Raw genomic sequence first — 26,970 nt, 5'->3', positions numbered from 1 at the left:
TATATTGATGTTTATAACATCATTTGAGGAGCAGAATATCACTTATAGGAGTTGTTCAAATTTACGGATCCATCTCTTCTAAACATACTGAAAATTTTGATTTTCGTTGTAGCTTTAGTTATTTTTATTAAATTCATTATAAGTGAATACTTAGGTGTAATTTTTAGCAAAGAAATTACAGTTTTTGCGGGGATGTTTTTAGCACTCGCAATTCTTGTTTATGAAATTATTTCAATTTGTATATCTAGACTAATTAATAAAATTCACTATGACGCAGATCAACGTGAAGCTATTGAAACATTTGAAAAGCATCAACTTAATGTTGGCTTTATCGTAGCTGACTTGCCAAAAGATCAAAAAAACAATGAGTTAAAAGATTGTGTTGAAGCTTATATCACTCTAGCGAAACAAAATTTACCATTTGTTTTGATTAATTCAGACAATGTATCTACTTCAGGAATATATTTTTCAGGGCAACGTGGAAAGCGTGACCATAATAAATACAAAATCATCATTAAAAGAAACTTAGACTAAAAACAACCTTTTAGAAAAATAAAAAAGCCAGTATAGAACTGGCTTTTTTTGCTTAGTACGCTTAAAAATAATTTTCTTCAGGATACCTAATTCTTTGTAGAACAACTCCAATTAAGCCCGCTACAAGCATGTAAACCGCTTTCATATACCACATGCCCCACATAACGGTAATTGTGGTCGCTGAAAATTCTTGTACTGGCTGACCAAGAAAATTAGTTGTTTGATTAAATGATTTTTCTGAAGCTTCAAGCGCATAATAATTTAATGCAGGGAATAAGCAGACAACCAATAAAACAGCTACCGTAGGGTAAAGCATAGCTTTAGGTATATCCCATTTGATAGCAAAGTACAGCGCCACTACCAAAGCAATTAAGCCAACACTAGACTTCATTCCAGTGGCAAAATCTAAACCTACGGCACTTGAGCCTTTCCATACTAGAAAGCAAAAAACAGCTATCAGAAAAGCGACAAAGCCCGCAAAAATTTTAAATTGTTCCTGTTCTTGGTAATCCATATATGAATCCTTAACTATTAACTGCGGTGTCAGTATGATTGTTATAGCCTAACAACGGTTTATTTTCAGGTGGTGGAATGTCTACAACGTCCCGATCGACATTGACCAGAATTGATGTGAACTCACTTGAAGCAATCAATTCCTTTGCTTCAGTAATATAAGAATCTTCAGTCTGATCATTGATTAAGTAAAATGCCGTTGGTGGGTTGGTGTCTGTAAGCAATACGTTTGCAATTGGACTTTTAGGGCTTAGATTATATCGCAAGCACTTAATGAATGACCTATTCTGCATTGTAAGCGTGTCTAAGAGTTCTTTTTCACCCAAGCTCTCAAATGGTAGCCAAGTTTGATTTAAAGGCACTAGAGCAATTTCTTCAATCTTTGCGATACCACTATCCGCAAATCCAAAAGTCCCAATTGCTAATAGGTTTACATCGTCTTGATAATGCGCCTGCTCAAGCTCGGCTTCAAAGCGTTTATTAACTCGGCTATACATTTTTGCATCCATAAATAAATGCAAGGTTGGGGCATGTTTTAGAATGATTCTGCCCCCATCAAAACGTGCATCTTCAATAGACTTAATCACACCAATAAATATTTTTAATGGGCGTTTATTGCCTTTAACTTTCAGGTCTGCCAACTCTGCTTTTCTTCGGGCTTCAATCTCATTGTGTTTGGTTTGGTCGTAATATTCAGGGATATAAACCAATCCACTTAAATCATCTTTTTTATTCTTTTTATCATTCAAAGCTACTTTTAATGCCTTGCGAAATTGAAACCAATTATGCTTCATGTTCGGTTGGTGGCGGTTTAACAAAGCTTCTTCAAGCAAGTAATCTAACGTCCCTTTTAAGGTCAATTTTGTTGTTTCAGCTTTTACAGTATCTTTAGGTGTATCACTTGGCGTAGGCGCTTGTTTGGATACATTGCTTTTTGACAAACTGAACTCAAACTTTAAAACACTTGCCCCTGTTTCATCTGTCTTGATAGCTTCCCCAATAACCTCGCCTAGTCCTGAAATTTCAGTAGGTGGCTCATAGCTTAGGCAACTAAAGTCGTGCTGATCTGCGCTGTTAGGCATACGCTTTAAAACAAAGTTTTCGCCAATTTTAGCGATATACATTTCAATGTTTTTTTGTGGCAGACAAGCGCAAATAGGTCTAATCCCTTTTTGATAACACTCTTGCAAAATTGCCTGTGTTAATACTTCATCATCAGGACTAACAATTTTTCCATTATGTATAAAATTATTCATAAAACCGCCCTCATTTAATATTTAGGTGTGTTTCGATTAGGCGTATTTGGGTTTTTAATACGCTGATTAGGTGCATTCAAATTGTCTTTTGGTGCATTCGCTTTTTGCTTTAAAAGCTGTTCTCTAAACTCTGTATAGACTTCAGTTTTATGCCGTGAATCGAATCTAGCTTTTGACTGGTCTTTAAACTCATTAAAGTATTTATCTGAATATTCAAGATTCAATTTATTGAAAGGAATCTCGTATTCTTCATTTTTAATTCGTGCTTTCATTACTGGCTTATCTTTAACTTTATAAGCATCAATAACTTTTAATTCAGTACCTTTTTCAAAAGTTACCTTTTTAAATAGTCCTGTTTTAATCTCAAGATCATTAGTAAGTTTTACAAGCTCACCTTTTGCTATATTCATATTGCCGTTAAACTTAACGATCTCGTCACCAAGTAAGGCTTTAGATTTCAAACTTGCTCTAACTTCAGAAACGATTTCTTCTTTAGTGAATGTTTTATTTTCACTGGTCAATGAATACAGCTTGCTATTTATTCCAAACAATTCACGCTTATTCTCTAAATGCAATCTATGATCATTTAAATAAGACTTCATTAAATTATCTTTAGATTCTACAAGTGTGAAGTCTGTAGAGAACTCTTTAGTTTCTGAACGTCCAAGTACCTTTTTGAAGTTTTCAAAAGCCGTTACTTCTCTTTCTACTGGTTTGTAATTATGGTCATAAGAAACTTTACCGTCAGGGGTCTTAACAGTTTCTTTTTCATTAGTTGCAAAAGTTAAAGCACTATAATTGATTTGAATATTTTGCTTATGTCGAGTTAAAGCAACATAAGTTAAATTAGCATTCATATTTTCACTAGCTACAATATAAGCACTATCTACAGTCATACCTTGTGATGAGTGAATAGTATTTGCATAGCCATGTTTGAACTGGTCATATTCCTTTAAATCAACTCTAACAATTCTGCTATCACTTTCCATTTGAACCATCATAGCTTTAGGATTATTGAATTTATCCTTTTCAAAACCTATTACTTTAGCCAGTTCACCATTACTAACTTTCATCTGTGAATTATTTTGTTTGAATACAATTTTCTCACCGATGGAAATATCTAAATCACCTTGATAGTTTTTCACAGAAACACTTTCAGGATTAAGCTTACCTTGTTTGATAAGCAATGCTCTAGCCATTCGATTTAGTTCATTCACATCACTATTTGAATGAGCAAGCATTAATTTACTTTCGCTAGAATCTTCACTCCATGACTTAACAGTTTTAGCTAAAGCTAGATCATGAGATTCGTATTCATTAACCATATTAATAGATTTATAAATATCTATTGCTTTACCTACTTCATGCTTAGAAAGATATTTAGATGCTTGAATCATCTTGTCAGATTCTTTGGCATGTTTCTGACGTTGAATATCCTCTAGTGAAGCAATATTTTTCTTATCTAAGTTTTCTTGAATATTTGCAAATACATGACCCGCACTTACTGCACTTAACTGGTAACTATCACCAACTAATTTTATTTGTGCATCGTGTTTTTCTACAAGCATAAGCAAGCGTTGCATATCTCTTGAACCGACCATGCCTGCTTCATCCAAGATCAATACAGTTTTATTATTTATTTCTAAATTACCGCTATCATACTTAGACAAGAAAGAAGCAATTGTACTACTTGGAATATCACAATCATTCGCTATAGCCTTAGCTGTAATTGCCTGTAATGCGATTCCATATACTTGATAATCAGATTCTTTATAGGCTTCAGAAACGGCACTTAGAACGTATGATTTACCTGTGCCCGCAGAACCATTCAACAATGTAATCCGATCGGTAGAAGTTAAGGTATAGAATGCTTTTTCTTGCTCACTATTAAATGTTCTTGTTTCAGCAACACGTACCGCATTTAAAGGTAATTTCTCAACTAGATTAAATGGTTTTTGAATACGGCTTTCCTCATTAGCATTATAGATAAATGTTGAGATTGATTCCTCAATACCTACAAGCTCTTTAGAAGAAAATACGACTTTATCTTTACCATATAAAGTAGCCATATCAGGGCAAGTTATTACCGATTCATAAGCTTTTAAATATTGTTCTTCACCATCTGTATGAGCCATTAAAAAACGCTCTAGCTCACGCACTGAAAAAACAGATTGATTAGAAGTTAATGCTTTAATTGCTTCGCTTGGGCGCTCAATTATTATTTCACCATTTTGATGACGTACTTGCTTAATATTTTCATTGATATGGTATTTGTGACTGCTAACGTAATCAGCTCTAAAGTTTTGGCTAGACAATTCAATACCTTGCTCTTTAAAACTTCTATGATCAATACGTGCATCAATACCTAAGTTTTCACAAAAATCATTTACATGGTTAGCCCATTCTAGGCGGGTATCAACCACAAACATTTTAGAAGAAAAATAACGATCTTTACCCGCACCGCCCTTTTCAGGGTTTACTGGATTATAACGCTTAAAATGCTTTACTTCGTCACGCTCTATACCGTCTAATTTTCTTTCAGAAAACATAAGGTGAACATGCGGGTTTTGCTGACCATCACTAGCTAGAGGACTATGAATTGCATAAGAATAAGTGAAGTTTTCACCTAAAGTTTTTTCAACAAATTTCTCTACTAATTCTTCTCTTTGTTCTTTATTAAGTTCTCTAGGTAATGAAATTTCTAATTCAGTATAAACACGCCCATTAATACGCTCATTCTTATCTGCTGACTTCCAAAAGTGTTTTGCATCAGTAGCCCATGACGGTAAATTTCCAGATTTAATATTTTCTAAATCATCTCTTTTATACTTTCCATCACGGTTAATGTAGGCGTAATGATTTGCGCCACGAGTTCCTGTAGAACCGTATTGCCTGCCTGTCTTAACTGATAAGTGATAGATCGCCATTTTATGCCTTTTTTGCTTTTGCTTTTTCTGTTTCTCGGAGAGAAACGCGGAAGCGTGCATTCCTACTGCTATAGTCATGATAACCTCTCTATATATTCGCTACAAGTGACAAAACAAATGCTTGCATTTGTCCGATTTTGAAGCAATGCAAGGCATTGATTTTAAAAGCGGTTTTTGGGGCTGATTTTTGGCTTTTTTTGTAATTTATTTTTATATAGATATGGGGTTTCACCCCAAGCCCCACATAAGGGAATAATTCCCTTATGAATCCCTACACTTCGCCAGTGGGTCATCGGGGGTAGACACTTCGTTTACACCCCCTTTAGGATTAGTGTGTTTTTTTGATTTTTGCTGATCAATATGTTTTCAGATGAGCCGTGAGCCTATGGCTTCCGTTCAGTCTGAAAAATATTGACAGTGCTATTGCCTTTGCGAACTCTTATAGTTTTTTGTTGCTTTGTATTTTTTTGGGATTTTTTAATTTTTCATTGTGATATTATTTGATCACCTTATAACTTTTGGATTAAGAAAATGAATATTGAGGATTTTAAATTTACTGAAGATCAAAAAAAATTCGTCACTGAAGAAATTGATCGTTTAAAAAAACTTGAGAACAAAAGTCAAACTGAAGAAATTATCTTAACTTTAGTTTCTAACATTGAATCAGGTACGCCAACGAAACAGCAAATTAGTTCTTTTGAACGGATTATGAAAAATGAGTTTAAAAAATATAAAGCTCGTTTAGAACTGGAAAAAATCAAGGAGGATGAAAAAAAACTTCTTGCAGGTTTAAAAAAAGAAGTCCAAGTTGCACAAGCTAAAGATCGAAAAAAACGTGAACACAAGCTTATTACAATTGGCGCTCTTTTTGAAATGGTAGACTTCCCATCTGAAGATAAAGGCATTATCACTGGGATGCTTTTAAGTGCTATTGAAAATGCAAAAAATAACCCAAGTTATTTTGATAGTTTGAAAGCTTCAGGTGACAAATTTATTAATGATCGTGAACAAGCAAAAAAATCAAAAAGCACTTTAGTTGATAATTCAGGAAGTGTTACTGCTGAATGACTAAAATTGAAATATCTTATATTTTGTCGCAACCCTGCGGGATTGCTTTGTAAGTCCCGCTTAGGGGCAAAGGGGAGTAGTTGCGGTTCTGCGGTCAGCTCGACAAAATCACAGATTTTGTCGGCTTCGCTTGAACCTTGCAACGGTAATCAGGGAGGGAAGAATTTTTATATTTCTTCAGTTCGCAAAGTAGACACTTTGCTCTATTGATACCGCCTAGAGTTTAGTTTTTAATATCATCTTTAAAAATATATAAGCAGGCAGTACCAAATAGCAAAGTTGTAGCTAGATTAAAAAATATTTTAATCATTTCGTAAAAATCTTGATTTGGTTGTCCAAGATCATTGTACCAGTGGCTACTTATAAAATTCCCAATGTTATACCCTGCCAACATTCCTACAAGTGTATAAATAATTATCATCAGAATTTTAGATTTATACTTAGTGTTTTTCATTAAAATTTTCCATTTGCTCTATGTTCTCATAGTAATCTAATTCAGTTACTTTCAACTCTAACAATATTGAGTGATAAAAGTTTAATGGTAGATTCAAAAGTTCATTGTGTACCGCCCATAAATCAACTTCAGATTTAAAAAGCTTAGTGTATCTTGGTTTGCCTTTTTGGATTCTTTCGCTTTCTTCTGCAATTAGTTCGGCTCTAATTTTATTTAACATATTGATCATATCTATAGCTGTTTGATCTATTGTATAGATATATGAAGTTTTGCCATTCATCCATAATTGAGCATCACGCTTATTGAACTTTGTATTTTCTTCATAGACTACATTATAAAAATCTATAACCTGTTCCCGACTGTATAAGCCATTCTTAAAGCATTCTATTTTGAACTGTGCATTATTCATATTAGTGACCTCAATAACTTTATGTTAGCTCTTACCTGTTAAGACTATGCTTTTTTGCATATCCATAAATTTGATTCGCAATGAACCGCAATTTTTTTGCTTCATTGGAATATCACCCGCAAAAAAATTGCGGGCGACTTTATCACCACTTTTTTGGTTTCTATATTTGATTTAAAACCAGTAATGTTGATTCTAAATCTTCAATATGTACACCTAGTTTTTGGGCTAGTCTGTGCATGTTTTTATCATCAAGTATTCTTAGCGCTTTGTGTAATGATGCATAATTATTTAATGTAGAAAACTCCTCTATTTTATCATCAATGTAAACTTGATCTAACCCAGCATCTTTAAAACACTCGATCACCTTTAGCCCAACAAAAGATAATTTTTCAATCATTTTAACCTTTCCTTAAATTGCTTCATTGATTAGTAAAGAAAGCCCCGCAGGGCTTACTTTATTATATTTGATCTATAAGGCTTATTACTCGTTTAGATGCGTATATCCCATTTGCATTTAACTGGCGTACCCAAGCGCCCCGACTTGGCGACCATTTAAAACCATTACTTTTTAAAATTTGGCGTATTTCTTCCGTAGGTTTACCATCAAATATAAACATGCAACGGTTTTCTATTTTGCATTCTGTATATTTATAAAGATCGTTCTCAACTTCATTTGAAGTTCTATTTTCAAGTGTTTGCAATTCTGCAATACGCTTTTTCAAGCGGTTAATTTCAGCATTATTATTCTGAAGTGAATAGCTTGCAAAACCAATTGAGCCATATTTAGGATTTAATACGTCTATAGCTTTTTCTTCAGAGAATCCAAGTTCAATTAATCCCTCTAAACGTGCATTGTGTTCGGGAAATTTTTTAATTAACTTGTTAGCCTTTTTCATTAACTCTTGCGCCTGCTGTAACTTCTCAAGCTTGCTTTTAAGTTTTTCTATTGCATTAGGGTCGTCACTTGAAATACCGCCCTTGCCTACGCTATCAGCTTTATTTTGATAGTATTCGGCTTTCTTCATTTCCTGAACTGATTTACCCATAATAGAGTGAATTTTAGAACGAAAGTTTCTATCTCGTTTTTCACTATGATGACCAACTAAAACTGGCTGTCCAAACGGTATACATTCAACCATTTGATTTGAACGTGTCGCCAATACTGTGCTTTTTACTGTTGCTTTATCAGCTAAAGCTTCATAACGATCTAAGCGGTTTTGTTGGCGTTCTTCATAACGGTTTAAGCGTTCTGCTTTGATTGCATCATTGTTATTTTGGTCGTTCATAATTCAATACCTTTTTAATTTAAGTCGCCAATCGACTTAATAAAAACATTATACCTAAATTGATTTGTTAGTACAAAACAATATATGTAAACAAGTGTAATTTTTATTGTGTGTCTTGAATGCTTCAGATTTGCGCTGTAGCGGGTTGTTTCTCTTTCCTGTGGTTTTGGTCACTCCCGATCTGAACCAAGCCCGCAGGCATTAAAAAAGCCCCTTGCGGGGCTTCTTTTCTTTTAATAAATCAATTTATAAATTGCTGTAGTATCTAAAACATTCCTATTTTTATGTATAACGTCTTTTATGTAATCACTAAAAAAAACGGCTCTGCGATTGATTGCAGGTTTTGAGCTGTATGTCATCATTGCAATTTTAGACAATGCAAATAAATTTACCACAATTGAAAATTCTAGGGCATTCAGGTTAAACGCTTCGTCCCATCCATTTTCCATATAAAAAATTGAATCAGATTGCAAAGTCCAAAAGCCGTTTTTAGTTTCCCATACTCCCCCGTCATAGCTTTCACATAATCGGCTTGCTTCTTGATATAAGATATTTTCCCATACATAAATTGTATGAGCCATTGCAACTGTATAGCGTGGAAATTCGCTTTCTTGCATTGACTGCATAGCAACTAGGTCGGTTTTATTAAAGCTGTCATAGCTCATGTCTGCGATTTCTTCATCAGTCAACAAAACTAAATCAGTCATTTTTTAATTCCTTTGTATGAGGTCGCCAATCGACCTGATAAATACATTATACCTAAATTGATTTGTGAGTACAAAACAATATATGTAAACAAGTGTAATTATTATTGTGTGTCTTGAATGCTTCAGATTTGCGCTGTAGCGGGTTGTTTCTCTTTCCTGTGGTTTTGGTCACTCCCGATCTGAACCAAGCCCGCAGGCATTAAAAAAGCCCCTTGCGGGGCTTCTTTTAATTATGCGTATGATGAAACATAACTGCGCTTATAAACCTTTGTGCCTGTTGCTAGTGTTTCGTATTCGTGCGGTGTCGCTCTGATATAGCTTGTGATCATGATATAGCCGTCTAAAATTTTCTTTTTAATTGGTTCTCCAATAAATTCGTTTTGCTTTGGTGATACTTCACTTTGCATAAAAGCCGTATCATGTGAGCGTTTAGCAATTTCCCGAACTTCACAAAATGCGCCTTTCTTAGATACCACTTGATAAAATTCTACGTTGGTTTGTTCATAGCCCCAGCATGTAGATAAAATATCGCCTACCTGTAGTTCTTCACGGAATTTTTTTAAACGCTCTGCGGTTTTTTCTTTGTTCTGTAATTTTTGCTCATATCTTGCATTACATGATTGGATACTTTCCCCAACGGCTTGTTTTAAACGCTCAATTGTTCTGTAGTGAGTATTGATAAATGGTTTTTTTGCTTTTGCTCGATACGCCTTACATACAAGCATTTCAGTTGATACAAAAAAAACCGAACCGTCTTTAGCAGTTAAAACCAAACTGCCCTCATAGAACATTTGACCTTTTTCATTTTGAGTAAAATTTTTCATTTTCGAGTACCTTTTGTATGAGGTCGCCAATCGACCTGATAAATACATTATACCTAAATTGATTTGTGAGTACAAAACAATATATGTAAACAAGTGTAAAACTCTAGGCGGTATCAATAGAGCAAAGTGTCTACTTTGCGAACTGAAGAAATATAAAAATTCTTCCCTCCCTGATTACCGTTGCAAGGTTCAAGCGAAGCCGACAAAATCTGTGATTTTGTCGAGCTGACCGCAGAACCGCAACTACTCCCCTTTGCCCCTAAGCGGGACTTACAAAGCAATCCCGCAGGGTTGCGACTAGGGCAGGGGGTTAATAATCCCAACGGCTTGCAACTGATCTAAAGTAAATTGATTTTTCATAGCCTAGTTTTCTTTCTACTGAAAACTTCCAACGGTTTACCGATGGCTTATCTATTCCTGAAAAATAAATAGGGTTAAAATTTGGTACTCGATAAACCTTTCTTTTTTTACAGCTCGGAATGCAATTTAAAATTTCATCTGCAATCATTTCATTATCACATTCAAAAATTGCATCACTGCCCGCTTTAATCACTTTGCTTTTTTCTAGTACCCCATACCAATTAAGGAGAATATAAAAGCGGTATATATGGGAAATATCAACGCTATATAGCCCTTTCATATCTTTGTATGATTGAGCTGTTTCAACTATAGGCAACTCTAACGAAAGTTGTTCTTTACTGGTCATAACTCAAAGCCTTTTTTATTAGATCGCCAATCGACCTGACAAATATATTATACCTATATTGATTTGTGAGTACAAAACAATATAGGTAAATTAATGTAATAGCGTTATGCGCCCTGATTGCTCTTATTTTTCGCTGTAGTGGGTTGTTTCCCTTTCCTGTGGTTTTGGTCACTCCCGATCTGAACCAAGCCCGCAGGCATTAAAAAAGCCCCTTGCGGGGCTTACTTATGTTTGCTTTAGATAGGTAAAGTAAAAGTCTAAAATTTGTTTAAATAGATTAATTGCTTCGTGATGTGCTTCAGCAATATTGGAATGTTCATGGGTGAAATAAAACTCATGTGGTGCTTTATCTATGTAGATAGTAATAATGTTTGCATCTTGCATTTGACAGTTTCCAAAGGACACGCAAAATGTACCTTTTGGACTTTCAAGATAGGCTCTTGAGTAGTAATCGAAGTTTGCTTTTTCAAAAGCATTTAGTAGTTCAATAACTATTTTTTTAGTATCCAACTTTGTGAAAATATTGTTCATAATTAATCACCTATTATTTAAGTCGCCAATCGACTTAATAAATACATTATACATATAATGATTTGTGAGTACAAAACAATATATGTAAACTTTTGAAATTATTATTACTGCTATACTAATTAACATTAATACGCATAATATGATTTGTGAGTACAATACAACTTAGGTATAATATTAGCTCGAAAGTTTACGCACGTATTGGGAATGCTTCAGCATACCCAATGCTAAGTAAAGCTTTGAGCAATCAACCGACTGTAGGCAAGGGCTACCGTTCTCGCAGGCATAGAGGGCGATAGTAGAAACACTATATATAGTGGCTAGTAGGTATGAGATCCGCACTAGATATAGTGTTATAGAATTACTTAATTAAAAGCAGGGCAGGGCTTCATGGCGAACTTATCTAATGAATTTGCAATACCTTTAAAGGTCGTTACTGCACGTTGCCAACACTTGAAAGCAAGTTTTAAGGGTATCTTTAATAAGATTGAATCAAAGGCTATCAAGTATAAAAACGATGATAAAAAAATTAGTTCTTTGGTCACTTGGGATGATTGGATATATGCAGGCTTAGACTGCTATGCTCCAGACTGGCAGAAAGGTTTAAATGTTGGTGATGCAATTCCCGATCATCTAATCAATAATTTGCCTTGTCCTACTGGTGAACTGGTCACGCTCGGTTCTTGGATGCTGACAAAGAATATTTATAGATTTGAAAATGAGGTAGCAACTGAACTAACAAAAAGTAAATTTGAGGGCAATTTGCCAAACTTTTTGATCAATGTTCCTGAGCTGTGCATTTACGTTCAAACTGATAATTTTGATTTGCACTTTCAGCAATCTAAAATTTATGGAGTGATATTTACCTTAACTGAACTTTGCTATCAAAAAGTTTTAGTATCTACGATTTTTCTTGATACTGGTTTAACTCGAACAATCGTCTTATTAGTCAATGAAGAAAAAGCTATAGAAGATTGTTTATCAGATTTCATAGATGAATTTCATGATGACCGTTCAATATTAGATGAAAATGAAATAGATCAATACCAATCCCTACAAAAGCAACTTATCAATATTTTGCTTTGGTTCAGTTTATCTAAGCCTGATTATGTCCCATTGCTTCCTGACAACCATAAGGAAAGGGTAGGCGTTCAGACCGTAAAGCGTGTGCCTAGATTATTTGAAGCCCAAAAGTACAAGCCTTTTATTGCAGGCAAGGAAATGTCTAAGCAGATTAAAGCCGTAAATGATCAATTAACTGAATATTCTAAACAATCATCAAAAGTACACCGCAGACCACATTTAAGGCGGGCGCACTATCACTTGTATTGGTATGGGGCAAAAGGTAGTTATGAACGATACGATTTTAAATGGATACCTATAACTTTAGTTGGCGGTACTATAAAAAATATGGACTGACCTTTTTGACATTTCCCCCGCACTCATAACCCACTTAAATCATTCAATAAAGTAGATGCCTGGTCAAGACTGCATACTTGCAGTTTTGACCAAGCATCGGAATATGATTTTTCACAGTAAGAGTTTTGGCCAAGTATGGACCAAGCAATGAAATTGCAAGTCCATACGTGCTAAAACGGTTTTAATTAATAGGGTAGGGCGGTTTTAATGGCGGGAAAACATAGAAGATAGACTGGCATAAGTAATGCCCAAAAGTAGCAAAATTCCACGTATTCGCAAAATTAGAAAACAGAATACAAGCATACTTAACCAAAAAAACTTAGTCCCAGTTAAGCTAGGGAAAAAGAACATAATAATTGCAGGCATTAAAAAGCCAGTGATGATAAGTACCCTGATTATAATTTTCTGCATGTCAGTCCCTCCAAAGACAAATAAGCCCCACTTATTGGCGGGGCGGTATTTCTAGCAACTTAAAAATATTAGATAGATAGGGTCGCTTATTTTGGCTCTCCAATTCATTTATAGCGTACTCAATTGCAACCTGATCTACCTGTGTAATTAGGTAATCAAAGTTTTTTTGATCAATTTCATTATTTATGATCACCTTATTTTTTAGATCATTTAGGTTCATATCAAGCCCTTAATTTTCATCAAGCTTTAATAAGTTTTCATTGATAAGCCAAGCCGATAATGCCTGTCTAATTTGGTCACTTCGGTTGATACCATGAACAGCCTTAAAGCTGTTTATCTTCACATCATACAAGTGATTAATGGTGTAGATTAATTGCTTAGAATTACCCTTACTTAATTCTTCACTGTATGGCGCACTTGGATTGTTTAAATAGAAGTCCAAAGCCGATCTAGCAATATCTGCTAGTACGACTTTTCTTTTATCCGCTACTTTCTCGATCTTTTTGTATAGATCGGGATTGATCTTAATTTTTTGAATTTTGTCAAAGTTCAAAGAATTAACAATGTGAGCCTTTTCATTTGCAATATGGGCATTGCTACTGGTCACAGTAGCATTGCCTTTAGGTGCTTTCATTCAGTCATTCCCTCACGTTGTAAAATTTCATCAATTAAAGCATCGACTTCGGCAATTGCTTTCTTATCCTGTTTCCCATGATCATCTTTATATTCATAGATAGACAAGCCCTCGCCCAATGAACGTGAAAAAGCAGTTCGTAACGCAATCTTAGTGTCCAAAATTGGTAAAGGGTAACTTTCAGCTAACCACTCTTTAACCTCATTAAAGACCTTAGTTTGTGGGTTTACGCCACTCAATAAAAAGTAAGCTGAAAAATCACGATAGCCCTTAATTTCATTGATTGATTTTAAGGTTTCTTTAGTAGCCCAAGCATCCAATGGACTTGTCGTATTTGGAACGATCGCAACGTCACAAGCTACAATAGCAAGGCGTGTTAATTCTGACTGTCTGCCTGCGCTGTCAGTGATTACAAAGTCATATTTTGATTTAATTTTAGCAATCTCTTTGGCTAAGTTGGTTTTTGGTACACCAATAACAGTAAAGCCTAAATCAATATCTGCTTCTTCACGTACAGTAGCCCAGTCAAGTGAACTAGCTTGCGGGTCACCATCAACTAACAGTACGTCATACCCACGTAGAGATAAGCCCATAGCTAAATTAATTGAAGTCGTTGTTTTAGATACACCGCCTTTCTGATTAACCAATGCTATTACTTTAGATAATTTTTCAGTGTTATTGCTCATGTTCTTTTCCTTTAAATTAAGTATTGTCTGTTGTTTTTACTGATCGTCTGCTTTCAGGAAGAATGCCTTTATCGACCATTGAATTAATTAAAAAATCTGTTTGGCTTAAATTGTTATCTTTGCAGAATTTAATAAGTTTCAACTTATCTTCATGGTTCATACGTGTTTGAAATCTATCTTCTTTGACAACTTCTTTAACACTGTTTTGATTACCAATCATTGTTGATCTTGTCTTACCTTTAGTAGATTTAATCATAGGTATATTCCCTAACTATTTATACATATATTAATTTGTACTCACAAAACAATCAAGGGGTATTTTAGATACTTTTGTAATTGTTCTCTATTGTTCTAATAGTTTGTTATTTAAAGTCTTTATAAGTAAAACTATATATAAGCAATACTTATATATGTACTGGGAATAAGCGCTATTACAATAAGGCGCTTATCTGCTTCAACCTCACAACCTTAGTCGTTTTCGCTTCGCTTCAACCGCCTTGCGGTTGGTGAGATTGAGCAGATTTCGGCAATATTCACCCTAGATAGCCTAAGCAAAAAAAATTGCTTAAAATGGCTATCTTGAATATTGCCGTTGTAGCATTGCTGTCGGAGCCGACATCGCTTTCAATCGACACTGTATGCCAATGTAAGGGCATAACAGCAAGTGAGTATTTAGAGCCTTACAGCTCCCCTGCACACGCATTAGCTCACTCACTAGGTCGGCAATCTCAAGGAGGGTTTCCCCAACGTCTTATTTATGCCAGTTCCTAGCGTATTCCCTGCGTCCCCGCCTATTGTGCGTTCATCAGCAAGCGGGCGTTTTACACTGGCTAGGTGCTTAACTCTTGCGTTGGTGATACTGCCGTCACTTGTATCCTCCTGCTACACCAACCGTCTTTAAAACTCTATGCCATTGTTGACCCATTTAAGGCAATGCACTTACAAACATAAAGTTTTATAAAACACAGGAGTAGACGAAGCTCGGCAAATAAACAATGCGCTTATTTGATACACGAATAGACACTAAATTAACGAAGTTTTTTCATTGTATGACTTGCAAAATCTAATATAAATGCAATAATAGAGTTCAGGTACAAGCCTTTCAGGTGAAATCATAACGGTCGCCAAACCTTATGATCTTCGTTAGATGATGTTTACCGCATCAAATAACTGTGTACCGAAGAATATAGAACATAGCCCCGATAGTTGCAAGACTATCGGGGCTTTTTCTTTGTGCGCTATTTCACAATTTCCCTATAACAATCAAAAACTTTTTTTTGCTATTTATTGAAATATCATAGAGTTATAACTCTAAATCACCCTAAATAAAGGGTATCACCACACGCTTAATTATTATTCATAAAATCAAAATAAATTAACTATCGCCCTCTGTGCCTGCGGGAACGGTAGCCCTTACCTACAGTCGGTTGATTGCTCAAAGCTTTACTTAGCATTGGGTATGCTGAAGCATTCCCAATACGTGCATAAACTTTCGAGCCTTTATACTCAATAGTAAAAAATTACAATTAAGTGATTGAATATGAATACTTAATAATAAGAGTGTTATCTTTTTGTTTACCATTTAAAACAGTTGAAATGGTTAGATTTTAGTAAACTTGTTCTATTTTTAAACTTATAGAGTTATACTGTTATAACTCTATAACCGATAAGGCTAGAACTATGAAAAAAATCTTCGTCACAATGGGCATTTTGAGCCTAACAGCACTTACAGCCTGTGCCACAAATACATCATCACAAAAGGGATTAAAAAAATCACCATGCGCTTGCGTATATCAACCAATCCCAAGCGCTGAAAATCAAATCTCTGACCCATTCGCTCAAGTAACTAAAACGGTAAAAACTGGGGGTAATGTCGTATGAAAAAACTATTACTTCCGATCGCTACGGCTTTAGTTTTGACGGCTTGTTCTGACGAGCCTAAAGCGCCTGAAGTGAAAGGGGATGACTATGTAGGCGTTTGGATGAACCCAATAGGGCAACAATCGCAATCAGCAAATGACGTAATTATCAATGATCGAATCATTATTGATAAAAGCACAACTAAAGACGTTTACACCGTCACTATTTTAGCTAAAGGCGTTTTTACAGACATGAAGTTTAAACCTGATAACGGTTTGCTTTGTGCGCCTAACGATGCTTGTTTTCAGCTTGTAGATGGAAAGCTAAAGCTTGGTAGTGAAAGCGGTGTTCTAACTTATGAGAGAGAACAGCAAAATGGAAATCAATAAAATTAAACTCGGTCTAGCTTCTGCGGTTGTCGCTTTAGGTCTAACTGGCTGTTTCACTTCTAAGCCTGACATTTCAGGCGTATGGGTTCCCGAACACACTCCAAAATCTGAATTTTTTTATTCGTACTATGTGATTTCTGAAGCTGATAAACAGGGCAATTTCCCAGTAAAGAAAGTCAATTATCAAATCCAAAACATGAACCAATATAACCCTGCAAAGTTGCCTAAATTTACTGGTGAATCAAGCGGGGTCTTAACATTCGTTAAAGACGATACATATTGCTATGAAGGCTCTTTGGCTAGTGATTGTTTTGTCTATTCAGACGGAAAATTAAGAAAATCAGATACACAAAACTTTTTCTTAAAGACTTCAAAAAACCCGCCCGAAATTCCAGTAATTCGCTGAGGTCACTATGAAAAAGATTATCTATGCTTTCTTGCTTCTGTTTAGTTTTTTTAGCTTTAGCTCGGCTTATGCGGTCGATAACTTTACCAATCCACAAGATTTAGGCAATGGCAGTACACCTACTGGGACGACTGGCGGTTCTAACGGTGCGTATAACTCTAATCAAATATCGCAGAATGTATCTGAAGTTACCAAAAATGGTATGTCTGAATTAGACAAGGTTGTTGATAGTCTGATTACTGGTGTTGATAAAAACATTAAAGACAATTTGCAAGGTTACTATCAGAAAGTCACAGCTCCAATCATTCCAGTTTTTGCAGGCTTTATCATTATTTGGATTTCGTTCCAAGCTATTAAAATGATGTTAGGCATGGCTGTAGAAATTCAGGGTGTGATAGCCACTTTCGTTATTATGCTGTTGATTTGGTCAATCGTATTTTCATGGGATGCTTTCTTTCCATACGTTGCTGAAGTATTCCTCGATGATGTACCGAACCTGATTACTGAAATGACAGGTACAGATTCAAAAACAACATTGCAGTCTTTTGTATCTATTATCTTTGAATCTATCGCATTAGCTTTTAATAACATTGATACAGGTATTACCAATGTCGTTTCGGGCTTCTTCTTTGTCCTGATCTATAGCTTGATTTTTGGTTTAGCCTGCATTGTCTGCGGTTTATTCTTCTTAATTTGGATTATCTGTAAAGTCATTATTGGCATTCTAATCGCAGTTGCACCGATTTTTCTTGCATGTGCAATGTTCCCTGCAACTCGCAGATATGCCACAAACTGGCTACAAGCAATTTTAACCCCTCTTGTTGTTCTTCTTTTGCTGATTGTGAGCTGTGACTTAGTGCTTACTTCAGTTGTCGCAGGCATTCAAAACCTTAATGAAAACGGCAGTACGTTTACTGGGGCTTTCATCATGGTAATTGTTTTGATCGTTGTTATTGGGCTGTTTTGGCTTGTTCCAAAAATTGCAATTTCTTTGGTCGGCAGTGGCTTTGAAGCTTCAACCAGTGCGACTTCAAGTATCACCAGTTCAGGCACCAATATGGTTAAAAGTTTTGGTCGTGGAGGTAAACGCTAATGACACCACAAGAAAAAGCGCAGTTAGACGCTCAAATTAAAGAGATTCAAGACAATACTAAAAAGTCTGAAAATCGTAACGGTAAAATCACTATTTGGGTTCTTGGTTTGGCGACCGTTCTAGGTATAGGTAATGTTGCTCAAGGTATCGCAATTAAAGGATTAACACCTTTAAAACAACCAGTTCCTATGATTGCTGTAATTGATTCTGAAACTGGAATTATGACCAGTGTAGAAAAGTTTGATTCAACTACTGACCCTAAACTTATTGAAAAATTAGTGACCTCCTACTTTTGGGACACTATCAGCAATCGCTATGGCTATTACGGCAAAGTTGGTAAAGACCAACTTTCTGCACAGTACAGCAAAGCTTCTATTTTCTTAGATAGCCAAGATCGTACCGACTTTGAAAATGAAGTTAGCGGAATGAATCAAAACTCACCTTACAACCAACTAGGTGAAACTGGCTCAATCACTCCTAAAGTTATTGCTGTCAACTTTCTTGGCAACAATAAAGTTCAAGCCAACTTTAAAACAACCGTTATTAAAGGTGCTGAAATTCGCCAGTACAGCTACACAGTGACGGCTGACTATATCACTGACAACTTTGACGATCTCAACGTAAAAGATCGTTGGATTAACCCATTTGGCGTGAAGTTTAAGAACTGGAACTTAACGCAAAACTCATCAAATGATGCGTTAGTTACTCAAAACCCAGTTACTCAACCATTGCCTAAACCTGAAGCAAGCACTGCTTCTGAGCCTGTGGCACAGACTTCTAATAATTAATAAGGTAATCGGATATGAAAAAGACCCTTATAAGCATTTTACTTACAGCAACGTGCATTGCTTCAGCGCCAACTTTTGCTCGTCAAATTCCTGTTGGTTTGAAAACGGATAACCGCATTAAAGTTGTTCCGTATTCTGAAAGCCACGTTGTTGAACTATCAACGACTTTTGGTATTTCAACTACTGTCGAGTTTGGAAATGAAACTATCCAAACTGTTGCTTCAGGTGACACGATTGGATGGCAAATAATCCCACAAGGTAATCGTCTATTCATCAAGCCTGCGGAAAAACCACAAGCAGGCATGAACCGTACAAACTTAACCGTAATCACTGATAAGCGAAATTATTACTTCAATCTATTCAATAGTTCACAACCAGTTTATGTACTGCGCTTTAACTATGCAGATGCCAATAGAACTAATCGTTTATTGGCACAACAAAATGCACCTCGTCCCGCTTTAGGTGAACTGCCTATGACAAGCCAAAAATGGGGAATGGATGCCACTAAAAGCAAATCTATTAAAGTTCTTGGCGTAAGTGATGATGACCAATTCACATTTATTCGTATTGCGAAAAATTCACCTCGTCCCGCAGTTTATGCGGTTAATGGTGAGGGATACGAAGAACTTACCAACTCAAGACAAGAGGGGGATGTAATCGTGATTGAGAAAGTAAACGATGCTTTCACTCTGCGACTTGGCAAAGAATACGTTTGTATTCTCCGTAAACCTGAAGTGATTGGAGGAAAATAAAATGACAAATGAAAATAAAAATTTGGGTAACGATGACTTTAAAACCCAAGATAACTTCAGCACTGAAAATCATGTTTTCCATGATGAAAAAAAAGAACATGGTAAAGATGATTTTGAACGTCAAGATGCTTTTGAGAATAAGCCTAAAACGTCTGTTAAAAATATAGACATAGGCAAATTGGTTAAGTTCGGTGGCTTACTAGCCCTCATTATTGGCTTGGTAATTTTTGGCGTTTATCTGAAATTGCAAAAGAACAAAGAAAGCCGTGTAGAAAGCGGTGTAGAAAGTGCTGTTGCTAAACCAGTAACAGGGATGGACGGCAGTAATTTTAATGGCATGGATAGATTCGGATTCGGAAATCCGCAACCAATCCCAACTGCGACTACCCCTGACCCTGTAAACCCTACTGAAAAAAGCCCTGAACAGCTCGAAATGGAGCGTCAATTAGCTGAACAGCAACAACAACTAGCAATGCAACAAGAGCAGGCTAGACAAGATGCTATGGCTAAAGAACAAGCCCTTTTAAACGCCCGCTACAAGTCTGGAATCATGGTTAATGAGAATGGCGGTAAAGGTGGCGGTGTTAGCCCTAATGGTGATGCTAGTGCAATGGCAGGCATACCGCCTGAACTTGCACCGTTATTTATGGGTATGCAAGCTTCACAACAATCTAATGCCAATGGCAACCAAGCGGGTGCAAGCAATGTAAATCCACGCATTGCAAATAGCACTGCGGGTTCTATGGGTGGTCGTTTTGATTCAAGCACTTCTAATCAAAAAGCGCCTATTGCTCATGCAAGTTATAACGCTGATCGTAGAATGCTTATACAACAAGGCAAGATCGTAGATGCAGTTTTAGAAACTGCTGTTAAAAGCGATTTACCAAGCAACATTATTGCTCGTGTAACTAATGATGTTTATAGCGAACAAGGACGTAATCGTTTACTGCCTGCGGGTACTCGTTTATTCGGTCAATACTCATCAATTGTTAATGACGGACAAGCAGAAATCGGGGCGGTTTGGAATCGTGCAATCACACCTAATGGCGTAGAAATTATGCTCGATAGCCCAAGCACTAACAGTCTTGGTATCGCAGGCTTAGGCGGTAAAGTGAACAACCATTATGGGCGCATATTCGGAACAGCTACTTTACTTAGCATTATTGGTGCGGGTGTAAGTAATGCAGGTGTTAGCAGTAGCGACCAAAACAATGCTTCACAGACTTATCGTACTGAAGTTGCAAACTCATTCGGCAATCAAGCTGACCGTGTTCTACAACGTAACTTGTCAATTCCTCCGACTATTACAGTCGCTCACGGCACACGCATTAAAGTTCTAGTTGCTAAAGACTTGGACTTTTCAACTATTTTAAACCAATAAGAAAGGCGCTTAATTATGTCAATCCTTGTACTTGAAGATTTGAAAAAAGCTTTTGGTGATGATCTTGATAATGATCAAATTACTGAAATTTCAGTTAATAAGCCTTTGGAATATTTCATTGCTATGAAAGGTACAAGGGACATGATTAAAAAAGAGAATCCTAACCTTACCTATGCGCTTTTGAAGCGATTAGCCGAAGGCATTGCAACTGAAACCAATCAAACAATTTCAGAAGCACAGCCTTTGCTTTCTGCTCAAATTGCATCACCGCAACATGAGGGTTTATTTTTCCGTATTCAATTTGTCCGTGACCCTGCCGTAACTGGCGGGTCGATCGGCTTATCTATTCGTAAACCAAGTATTTTAAGTCTGCCATTTTCAGCTTATGAGGAAGTTTTAAATTCTGTTGAACCATTTGCAAAAATCACTGCAAAAGATCAAGAGCTATTCGATTTATACGAAGCCCGAAACTTTCATGAGTTCATTCGTAAAGCGGTGGGTTATGAAAAAAATATCATTATTTCTGCGGGTACAGGTTCAGGAAAAACAACTTTTTTTAACTCCATTATTCATGACTGCATACCACTGGGCGAACGACTAATCACTATTGAAGATGCTAAGGAGTTACGCCCTCCGCATGAAAATACGTTGCAACTTTATTATTCAAGAGGTGGACAGGGTAAAGCTAAAGTCGATGCACAGTCATTAATGGAAGCTTGCCTGCGTTTGTATCCAAAACGCATTTTACTGGGTGAGATTCGAGGTGCTGAAGCATTCACTTATTTAAACCTAATTTCTTCAGGGCATGGCGGTTCAATTGCGACATTACATGCCAATGACCCACTTAATGCTATTGAGCGTTTAACGCTTATGGTTCTTATGGCAGGCACTACATTAACCAGTGACCAAGTTAAATCTTTTGTTAAACAAAGTGTAGACATTATTGTTCAACTTGGAAGAACAGAAACAGGCGGTTATGGCTGTTCAGCTATTTATTTTAAAGCTTATGAGGATTTCAAAAATGAAAAAACACATTTTTCTAGCGTTGCTTAGTTTAGCTAGTGTTGCCTGCTCATCTAAGGGCTTGGACGGACAATACAATCGTATTGATCAAACAGCATTTGAGAAAGAACAAGGCATGAGTAGCGGGCTTATCGTTGCCAATAAAGGTACTCAAGTTACCTTAAAAAACTCATGGGGTGATGTTGCATTATCGGCTGTAGAGAAAGATAAAAAAATGGTTGTTCAATATAACAATCAAGACGCTTTCTTAATGGAACAAAAGGGCGGTGTTATTACTCTGACCGATGTTGATAACCCAAGCCAAGCATACAAATTTAAAAAGGACTAAGCCATGAAAAAAACAACTATTGCTCTTTGCGCCTTAATTAGTTTGTCTGCTGAAGCACAGTTACCGCAGACATTTACCCAAGTTCTTCAGTCATTTGCTCAAAGCAATAAATTAACTTATGTGCCTGAAGCTCCCAATCAAGGGAACTATGTCACTTATAAATTTTCAAGTGATGCCAGTTGCCAAAACGAAGCATGTGCCGATCTTAAAGTTTATTACAGCATTGACCCTGCTTGTGTACCGCAAGAAGTGGGGTTATTTGGTGAATTGCCAGTAAGCATCCCTAACGCAAAAGCATTGTTTGTATCTCCGACCATTTCTGACAATACAAGCCAAGCTCACGACTTCATGCGAGTTCAAGCAAATGGCGGGTGCTATGAGTTATCAATGGGTGAACAAGGCTCACACTATAAAACCTTAGTTGATCTAGCTAACCGTTTGGCTGTGGCTAAGTGATGAAATAGCAACGGGCCAAGTTTAAACAGGTAACGTAGTTCCTGGTTAAACTGTCCTCGTTGCGGTAGAGGAATAATGAAAATGAAATTAAAAAAACTATCGCTACTGGTACTGGTAGGTTTAAGCGGGGCAACTATTGCTTCAAATTTACCTTACAACGATATTGTGACTTCAGCTTCAGCTAAATATGGATATGACCCGCTTTTAATTCATGCAGTAATTCAAAAAGAATCTTCGCATAACAATACTGCTAAGTCAGGCGTAGGCGCTCAAGGTTTAATGCAACTTATGCCCGCAACGGCTCGTTCTTTGGGCGTTACCAATCCCAATGACCCCACACAAAATGTTAATGCGGGTACTCGTTACCTGAAGCAATTAAATCAGCAATTCGGCAACATGCCCCATGCACTCTATGCCTATAACTGGGGTATGGGTAATTTACGTTCGTATCTGAAAGGTAATAAAAAAGTTATGCCTAAAGAAACGCAAGACTATGTGCCTAAGATCGCCCAGTTTTATAGAAATTATGGCGGTACTGGTTCATATTTTGGTGGCAACGTAATTAAAGGCGGGACTACTTCAGGTGGCAAGCCTGCAACGACTGGCATAGAAAACAGTAATCAGAAGAAGATACAAGCCAAGCTAGAAACACAAAGCGCATGTAAGCCTGTAAAGCTACCTGAAGCAGAACAAGTTGATATTGATTCACCTATCAACCTACCGCCTGTTCCCCCTGTAACTGGTGGCGTAGGTAAAACAGTTTTTGACCCGACAAAAAATGCCGATGCAGTTCTACAAGTTCAAGAATTAATGAAGCAGATTCAAGTCTTGAAAGGGCAATATGACAGTGTGACTAAAGGGCTTGCAGGGCTAGGACTTCTTACCAATGTGATGCAAATTGCAGGCTTTGAATTGCCTAATGGCTTTGATGCTCAACCGACTAATATTTTCAATACACCTAAAGAGCAAAACGCCTACAACGAATTGCAACGTCAAATTGCGACCAATACTGGTGTATATGCAAGCAAGGAATTGGCACAGATTCAAAACATAACTGCAAGCCGTGTAAACACAGCTTATGTAGACGCTGAAGTAGCTTGGACACAAGTAAATTGTAATATGCAAAACCTAAAGTCGTTGGCTCAAGTAAGTACCAATACGTTAAAGCAATCAAAAGACTTGGCGAATGCCCTTGCTATTGAAAACAGTATGTTGGTAGCCAATCAAGCGAAGCTTAAAGCTAACATGCTCATGATGCAGTCAAGCATGGATTCTTATAAGGTCGCTTCCCATCAAGCCGTTCAAAAATTCTTGGGGACAGTAAAATGAATGATCAATCGCAAAAAATCTTCGGTCACGCTGTTTTAGCTGTTGTAATCACTGTGATTACAACATGGGCTATTTTTTTACCGAAGTTTTTTATTATCCCAAAAGATCATAAAGTCCAAGCTATTCTTTATGCAATTCCATTGACGTTTAAAACGCCTTTATACGTTTTAATATTGCTGTTGGCTTTGGTTATTAGTAGTGCTTTGGCTTGGTTTTATTTTCAAAACAATAAAACACCTTTTGGGGGCGAAAGATACGTTCGTGTTCTTCGGGGCTTGCAATTAGTAAGCCCATTCAAATTAAGAAGAATGACCAAAGAAAAAGATTACCAAATCCGTTTTTGCGGTATGCCTGTTCCTAAAGATTTAAAATATAAACACTTCCTTTTAACTGGTGGTACTGGTCAAGGTAAGTCAGTTTCAATCAGTGATTTTTTAGATTCTTGTGTTGCTGATTCTCGCAGTAAAACCCGCTTAATTGTGGTTGACCCTAACGGAACTTACGCAAGTTTATTTGCTAAGAAAGGTGATGTTATTTTCAACCCTTTCGATGCTCGATCAGTCCATTGGTCAGTGATTAATGAAGTACAAAATTCTTATGACATTGAAACATATTCAATGACAATCATTCCTAAATCTTCAGACGCAAATCACGAAAATTTTAATACGATGGCTCGTACTATTGTTAAGTCTGCCATGACCAAAGTTTTAGAAATGGATGAACTTACTAGAGAACAGCAGACACAACAATTTTTAGAAATTTTATTAATTTCAAGTGACGATAAACTCAAAGAGTTTTTAGTAGGTACTCAAGCTTACAGCTTACTTGGCAACTCTGAATTAGTCGGTACTTTACGCAGTATTGTTACTACATATTTAAGCCCTCACACTCATTCTAAAATTGGTGATTTTTCGTTTAGGGATTATTTAAAGCATGGTACTGGCAATATTTTTATTACTTGGCGTGAAGATCAATTAACTGCATTGCAACCATTAGTTAGCTGTGCGACTGACGTTATTTGTAGTTCTTTATTATCTGACTTTGATAACTATTCTGATTTTATATTCTGCCTAGATGAACTCGGCTCTTTGAACCGTTTATCGTATCTCGAAGCAGTATTAACTAAAGGACGTAAACATAGACTTATTGCTTTAGCAGGCATTCAAAGTCTGGCTCAATTAATCACGATCTATGGAGAAAAATTCTCTATTACGCTACGTGGTTGTTTTTCTTCTTTTGGTGTCTGTGCTGTCAACTCTCAAGACACTTATACACCCCAAGAATATGAAAAAGCTTTCGGTGCAATTGAAGTATTAAGGAAAATGAAATCTGCAAATAAAGATTCAAGACCTGAACTTGTAAAAGAAAAAGAAAATGTAGTTAAAGCTGAAGAAATAAGCAGTCTTAAACCTCTGCACTTTTATATGAAGTTTTCAGGACATTACCCGCCAACTTTAGTAACGATGAAATACCGCACCTATGCTAAAGTTTCGGATTCTTTTTTGGCTGTATAGAAATTTTAGGGACAAGTTATGAAACGTGAACAACTTTATGTAAGTGATGAATTTTTCGCAGAAATGGACGAACACTTTTTGAGATATAAGCGTGGTGAATTAAAAGTTCCTGAAGAATTTAAGAACCGCAGACTTACCAAAAACTTAATTTATCTTATCGCTTTAGACCAGTTCTTTAAAGAGAAACATAAATTTTCAAATAGACCATTTATTGATTAAGCTAGTAGAGTTATACTGTTATAACTCTATAAGGAATAATGACAATGTTTAAAAAACTTATAATCGGTTTAGCTTGCAGTACGCCACTGTTTGTATATGCGTCACCTTATGATGATCTTATTCACAAACATTCTGTAGCCAATGGTTTAGACCCTAATTTAGTAACGGCAATTATGGCAAGAGAAAGCGCCTTTAAGCCAAATGCTCGATCACATAAAGATGCTAGGGGTTTGATGCAAGTCATTCCCTCTACAGCTCGTTTAATGGGTGTAGACCCTAGCCGATTATATGAACCTGAACAGTCTATTATTGCGGGTACTCGTTATCTCGCTTTCCTGAATAAAAGATTTAATGGTGATCTTACAAAAATGATTGCTGGATACAATGCAGGGCATGGGGCAGTTGAAAAGTTTGGAGGTATTCCCCCTTACCGTGAAACACAAAACTATGTACGCCTTGTATCCAGTAAATACCAAACACTAAATGGGGGTGGTTCATTTAAAACTTACACTGCAAATAATAACCCTACTGAAGCCAGTCGAAAAAGTGACATTCTAGTTCTCGCTTCATGGCAACAAAATCAGTACCCGCAATACTCCGCAAGTCAAAATCAAAGTACAGAAAACAATAGCTATTCAGCACAATCTGAACCTGTGCGCCTGCGTGTAAATAATCAACCAAGCAATCAACCAAACGTGCAACAAGCATCGTTTGTTCAAACTCTTAACAAAGGGCAATACGTCCAAGTATTTTAAGGAATAGATCATGAATCTTTTAAATAAACTCAATCCTAAGCAATACGCAATTGTCTTATTTGCTGTTTTTTATGCTCAATTGGCAAATGCTGCGTTTGGTCAAAAATTTGCTCAAAAGCTTAACCAATTTAATGATGAATTAGTCATTATCGCAGCAGTCGCTTTCGTGACTGGTGTTATTTGTTTGGCAATCACAATGCTTGGCGGTGGTAGTGAGAAAGTTAAGCGTTGGGGTATCGGCTTAATCGTTGCAGGTATCCTTGTTTTCGTTGCCCCTGATCTTGGTAATTTCTTCTTTAACTAAATAGGTGAGCC

General features: G+C 36.5%; 31 protein-coding genes. 17 read left to right on the top strand and 14 right to left on the bottom strand.

Translation table 11 applies throughout. The features are described from left to right. Positions 1 to 96 precede the first annotated feature (96 nt). Entirely contained in the window at positions 97 to 534 is a 438-nt protein-coding gene (locus CDG59_RS12340) for a hypothetical protein (RefSeq protein ID WP_017480454.1), read from the top strand. 61 nt (positions 535 to 595) lie between these two features. Here the strand turns inward: CDG59_RS12340 and CDG59_RS12335 are convergent, their stop codons facing one another. From CDG59_RS12335 to CDG59_RS12325, 3 genes are read right to left on the bottom strand one after another with little or no spacing between them, the layout of a single operon-like run. Continuing rightward, complete coding sequence (locus tag CDG59_RS12335; protein ID WP_004993232.1) at positions 596 to 1,048, bottom strand: hypothetical protein; 453 nt, start codon at positions 1,046 to 1,048, stop codon at positions 596 to 598. Between the two features lie 10 nt (positions 1,049 to 1,058). Continuing rightward, the gene (locus tag CDG59_RS12330) at positions 1,059 to 2,303 is read right to left on the bottom strand and encodes a DUF1173 family protein (protein ID WP_015060702.1); all 1,245 of its coding nucleotides are present in this window, start codon (positions 2,301 to 2,303) and stop codon (positions 1,059 to 1,061) included. 14 nt (positions 2,304 to 2,317) lie between these two features. Beyond that, complete coding sequence (locus tag CDG59_RS12325) at positions 2,318 to 5,230, bottom strand: AAA family ATPase (protein WP_017480453.1); 2,913 nt, start codon at positions 5,228 to 5,230, stop codon at positions 2,318 to 2,320. A 531-nt stretch (positions 5,231 to 5,761) separates the two neighbouring features. On the opposite strand from CDG59_RS12325, the gene CDG59_RS12320 reads away from it, so the two are divergent. After that, positions 5,762 to 6,298 (top strand): conjugal transfer protein TraD, encoded by a 537-nt coding sequence (locus CDG59_RS12320; protein WP_015060720.1) that lies wholly within the window; start codon positions 5,762 to 5,764, stop codon positions 6,296 to 6,298. Positions 6,299 to 6,521: 223 nt separating this feature from the next. Here CDG59_RS12320 and CDG59_RS12315 read toward each other — a convergent pair whose 3' ends face one another. The 8 genes from CDG59_RS12315 to CDG59_RS12280 form a co-directional block, all read right to left on the bottom strand. Beyond that, the gene (locus CDG59_RS12315; protein WP_017480467.1) at positions 6,522 to 6,752 is read right to left on the bottom strand and encodes a hypothetical protein; all 231 of its coding nucleotides are present in this window, start codon (positions 6,750 to 6,752) and stop codon (positions 6,522 to 6,524) included. Continuing rightward, the gene (locus tag CDG59_RS12310) at positions 6,739 to 7,161 is read right to left on the bottom strand and encodes a hypothetical protein (protein ID WP_015060719.1); all 423 of its coding nucleotides are present in this window, start codon (positions 7,159 to 7,161) and stop codon (positions 6,739 to 6,741) included. The genes CDG59_RS12315 and CDG59_RS12310 overlap by 14 nt, the downstream gene beginning before the upstream one ends. Before the next feature lie 160 nt (positions 7,162 to 7,321). Then, entirely contained in the window at positions 7,322 to 7,558 is a 237-nt protein-coding gene (locus tag CDG59_RS12305) for a hypothetical protein (RefSeq protein WP_015060718.1), read from the bottom strand. A gap of 61 nt (positions 7,559 to 7,619) precedes the next feature. Continuing rightward, positions 7,620 to 8,447, bottom strand: a complete 828-nt coding sequence (locus tag CDG59_RS12300; protein ID WP_015060717.1) for a DUF3560 domain-containing protein — start codon at positions 8,445 to 8,447, stop codon at positions 7,620 to 7,622. 233 nt (positions 8,448 to 8,680) lie between these two features. Next, positions 8,681 to 9,154 (bottom strand): hypothetical protein, encoded by a 474-nt coding sequence (locus CDG59_RS12295; protein WP_015060716.1) that lies wholly within the window; start codon positions 9,152 to 9,154, stop codon positions 8,681 to 8,683. Positions 9,155 to 9,384: 230 nt separating this feature from the next. Then, positions 9,385 to 9,978, bottom strand: a complete 594-nt coding sequence (locus tag CDG59_RS12290) for a hypothetical protein (protein WP_017480466.1) — start codon at positions 9,976 to 9,978, stop codon at positions 9,385 to 9,387. A 310-nt stretch (positions 9,979 to 10,288) separates the two neighbouring features. Then, the gene (locus tag CDG59_RS12285) at positions 10,289 to 10,684 is read right to left on the bottom strand and encodes a hypothetical protein (RefSeq protein ID WP_005000189.1); all 396 of its coding nucleotides are present in this window, start codon (positions 10,682 to 10,684) and stop codon (positions 10,289 to 10,291) included. A 225-nt stretch (positions 10,685 to 10,909) separates the two neighbouring features. Further along, entirely contained in the window at positions 10,910 to 11,215 is a 306-nt protein-coding gene (locus CDG59_RS12280) for a hypothetical protein (RefSeq protein ID WP_005000193.1), read from the bottom strand. A gap of 387 nt (positions 11,216 to 11,602) precedes the next feature. On the opposite strand from CDG59_RS12280, the gene CDG59_RS12275 reads away from it, so the two are divergent. Then, positions 11,603 to 12,631, top strand: a complete 1,029-nt coding sequence (locus CDG59_RS12275) for a hypothetical protein (protein WP_005000195.1) — start codon at positions 11,603 to 11,605, stop codon at positions 12,629 to 12,631. A 640-nt stretch (positions 12,632 to 13,271) separates the two neighbouring features. Here the strand turns inward: CDG59_RS12275 and CDG59_RS12260 are convergent. From CDG59_RS12260 to CDG59_RS12250, 3 genes are read right to left on the bottom strand one after another with little or no spacing between them, the layout of a single operon-like run. Beyond that, positions 13,272 to 13,676, bottom strand: coding sequence for a hypothetical protein (locus tag CDG59_RS12260; RefSeq protein WP_005000449.1), 405 nt, complete (start codon positions 13,674 to 13,676; stop codon positions 13,272 to 13,274). Next, positions 13,673 to 14,362: a ParA family partition ATPase gene (parA, locus tag CDG59_RS12255; protein WP_005000446.1), complete on the bottom strand. Its 690-nt coding sequence runs from the start codon at positions 14,360 to 14,362 to the stop codon at positions 13,673 to 13,675. The genes CDG59_RS12260 and parA overlap by 4 nt, the downstream gene beginning before the upstream one ends. 16 nt (positions 14,363 to 14,378) lie before the next feature. Further along, a complete protein-coding gene (locus CDG59_RS12250) occupies positions 14,379 to 14,618 on the bottom strand; it encodes a hypothetical protein (protein ID WP_005000443.1) in 240 nt (79 codons plus the stop codon). Positions 14,619 to 16,239: 1,621 nt separating this feature from the next. Between CDG59_RS12250 and CDG59_RS12240 the strand changes: the two genes are divergently transcribed. The 14 genes from CDG59_RS12240 to CDG59_RS12175 all read left to right on the top strand — a co-directional run bounded on the left by CDG59_RS12240 (position 16,240) and on the right by CDG59_RS12175 (position 26,959). Next, positions 16,240 to 16,611 (top strand): hypothetical protein, encoded by a 372-nt coding sequence (locus tag CDG59_RS12240; protein WP_005000442.1) that lies wholly within the window; start codon positions 16,240 to 16,242, stop codon positions 16,609 to 16,611. Further along, complete coding sequence (locus CDG59_RS12235) at positions 16,598 to 17,017, top strand: hypothetical protein (protein ID WP_005000439.1); 420 nt, start codon at positions 16,598 to 16,600, stop codon at positions 17,015 to 17,017. The genes CDG59_RS12240 and CDG59_RS12235 overlap by 14 nt, the downstream gene beginning before the upstream one ends. A 7-nt stretch (positions 17,018 to 17,024) precedes the next feature. Further along, entirely contained in the window at positions 17,025 to 18,110 is a 1,086-nt protein-coding gene (locus tag CDG59_RS12230) for a type IV secretion system protein (protein WP_005000437.1), read from the top strand. Further along, positions 18,110 to 18,898, top strand: a complete 789-nt coding sequence (locus CDG59_RS12225) for a VirB8/TrbF family protein (RefSeq protein ID WP_005000436.1) — start codon at positions 18,110 to 18,112, stop codon at positions 18,896 to 18,898. The genes CDG59_RS12230 and CDG59_RS12225 overlap by 1 nt, the downstream gene beginning before the upstream one ends. A 14-nt stretch (positions 18,899 to 18,912) precedes the next feature. After that, complete coding sequence (locus CDG59_RS12220) at positions 18,913 to 19,650, top strand: TrbG/VirB9 family P-type conjugative transfer protein (RefSeq protein ID WP_005000435.1); 738 nt, start codon at positions 18,913 to 18,915, stop codon at positions 19,648 to 19,650. Between the two features lies 1 nt (position 19,651). Further along, on the top strand, positions 19,652 to 21,031 hold the full coding sequence (locus CDG59_RS12215) for a TrbI/VirB10 family protein (RefSeq protein WP_005000433.1): 1,380 nt from the start codon (positions 19,652 to 19,654) through the stop codon (positions 21,029 to 21,031). A gap of 15 nt (positions 21,032 to 21,046) precedes the next feature. Beyond that, complete coding sequence (gene virB11 / locus CDG59_RS12210; protein ID WP_015060713.1) at positions 21,047 to 22,084, top strand: P-type DNA transfer ATPase VirB11; 1,038 nt, start codon at positions 21,047 to 21,049, stop codon at positions 22,082 to 22,084. After that, on the top strand, positions 22,053 to 22,382 hold the full coding sequence (locus CDG59_RS12205; protein WP_004999338.1) for a hypothetical protein: 330 nt from the start codon (positions 22,053 to 22,055) through the stop codon (positions 22,380 to 22,382). The genes virB11 and CDG59_RS12205 overlap by 32 nt, the downstream gene beginning before the upstream one ends. Positions 22,383 to 22,385: 3 nt before the next feature. Then, positions 22,386 to 22,838, top strand: coding sequence for a hypothetical protein (locus CDG59_RS12200; protein ID WP_004999340.1), 453 nt, complete (start codon positions 22,386 to 22,388; stop codon positions 22,836 to 22,838). An 81-nt stretch (positions 22,839 to 22,919) separates the two neighbouring features. Then, positions 22,920 to 24,167: a lytic transglycosylase domain-containing protein gene (locus CDG59_RS12195; protein ID WP_017480463.1), complete on the top strand. Its 1,248-nt coding sequence runs from the start codon at positions 22,920 to 22,922 to the stop codon at positions 24,165 to 24,167. Continuing rightward, positions 24,164 to 25,681 carry a type IV secretion system DNA-binding domain-containing protein gene (locus CDG59_RS12190; protein ID WP_015060710.1) on the top strand — a complete coding sequence of 506 codons (1,518 nt, stop codon included), beginning with the start codon at positions 24,164 to 24,166 and terminating at the stop codon, positions 25,679 to 25,681. The genes CDG59_RS12195 and CDG59_RS12190 overlap by 4 nt, the downstream gene beginning before the upstream one ends. Positions 25,682 to 25,699: 18 nt before the next feature. Next, positions 25,700 to 25,900 carry a hypothetical protein gene (locus CDG59_RS12185; RefSeq protein ID WP_004999346.1) on the top strand — a complete coding sequence of 67 codons (201 nt, stop codon included), beginning with the start codon at positions 25,700 to 25,702 and terminating at the stop codon, positions 25,898 to 25,900. A 44-nt stretch (positions 25,901 to 25,944) separates the two neighbouring features. Further along, positions 25,945 to 26,655 carry a lytic transglycosylase domain-containing protein gene (locus CDG59_RS12180; RefSeq protein WP_017480462.1) on the top strand — a complete coding sequence of 237 codons (711 nt, stop codon included), beginning with the start codon at positions 25,945 to 25,947 and terminating at the stop codon, positions 26,653 to 26,655. 10 nt (positions 26,656 to 26,665) lie between these two features. Beyond that, positions 26,666 to 26,959 (top strand): TrbC/VirB2 family protein, encoded by a 294-nt coding sequence (locus CDG59_RS12175; RefSeq protein ID WP_017480461.1) that lies wholly within the window; start codon positions 26,666 to 26,668, stop codon positions 26,957 to 26,959. Positions 26,960 to 26,970: the final 11 nt, after the last annotated feature.

The sequence above is a fragment of the Acinetobacter sp. WCHA29 genome (genome assembly GCF_002165335.1).
GTDB lineage: Bacteria > Pseudomonadota > Gammaproteobacteria > Pseudomonadales > Moraxellaceae > Acinetobacter.
The sequence above is the reverse complement of the archived record's forward strand: the minus strand, read 5'-3'. Positions and strand labels throughout refer to the sequence as shown.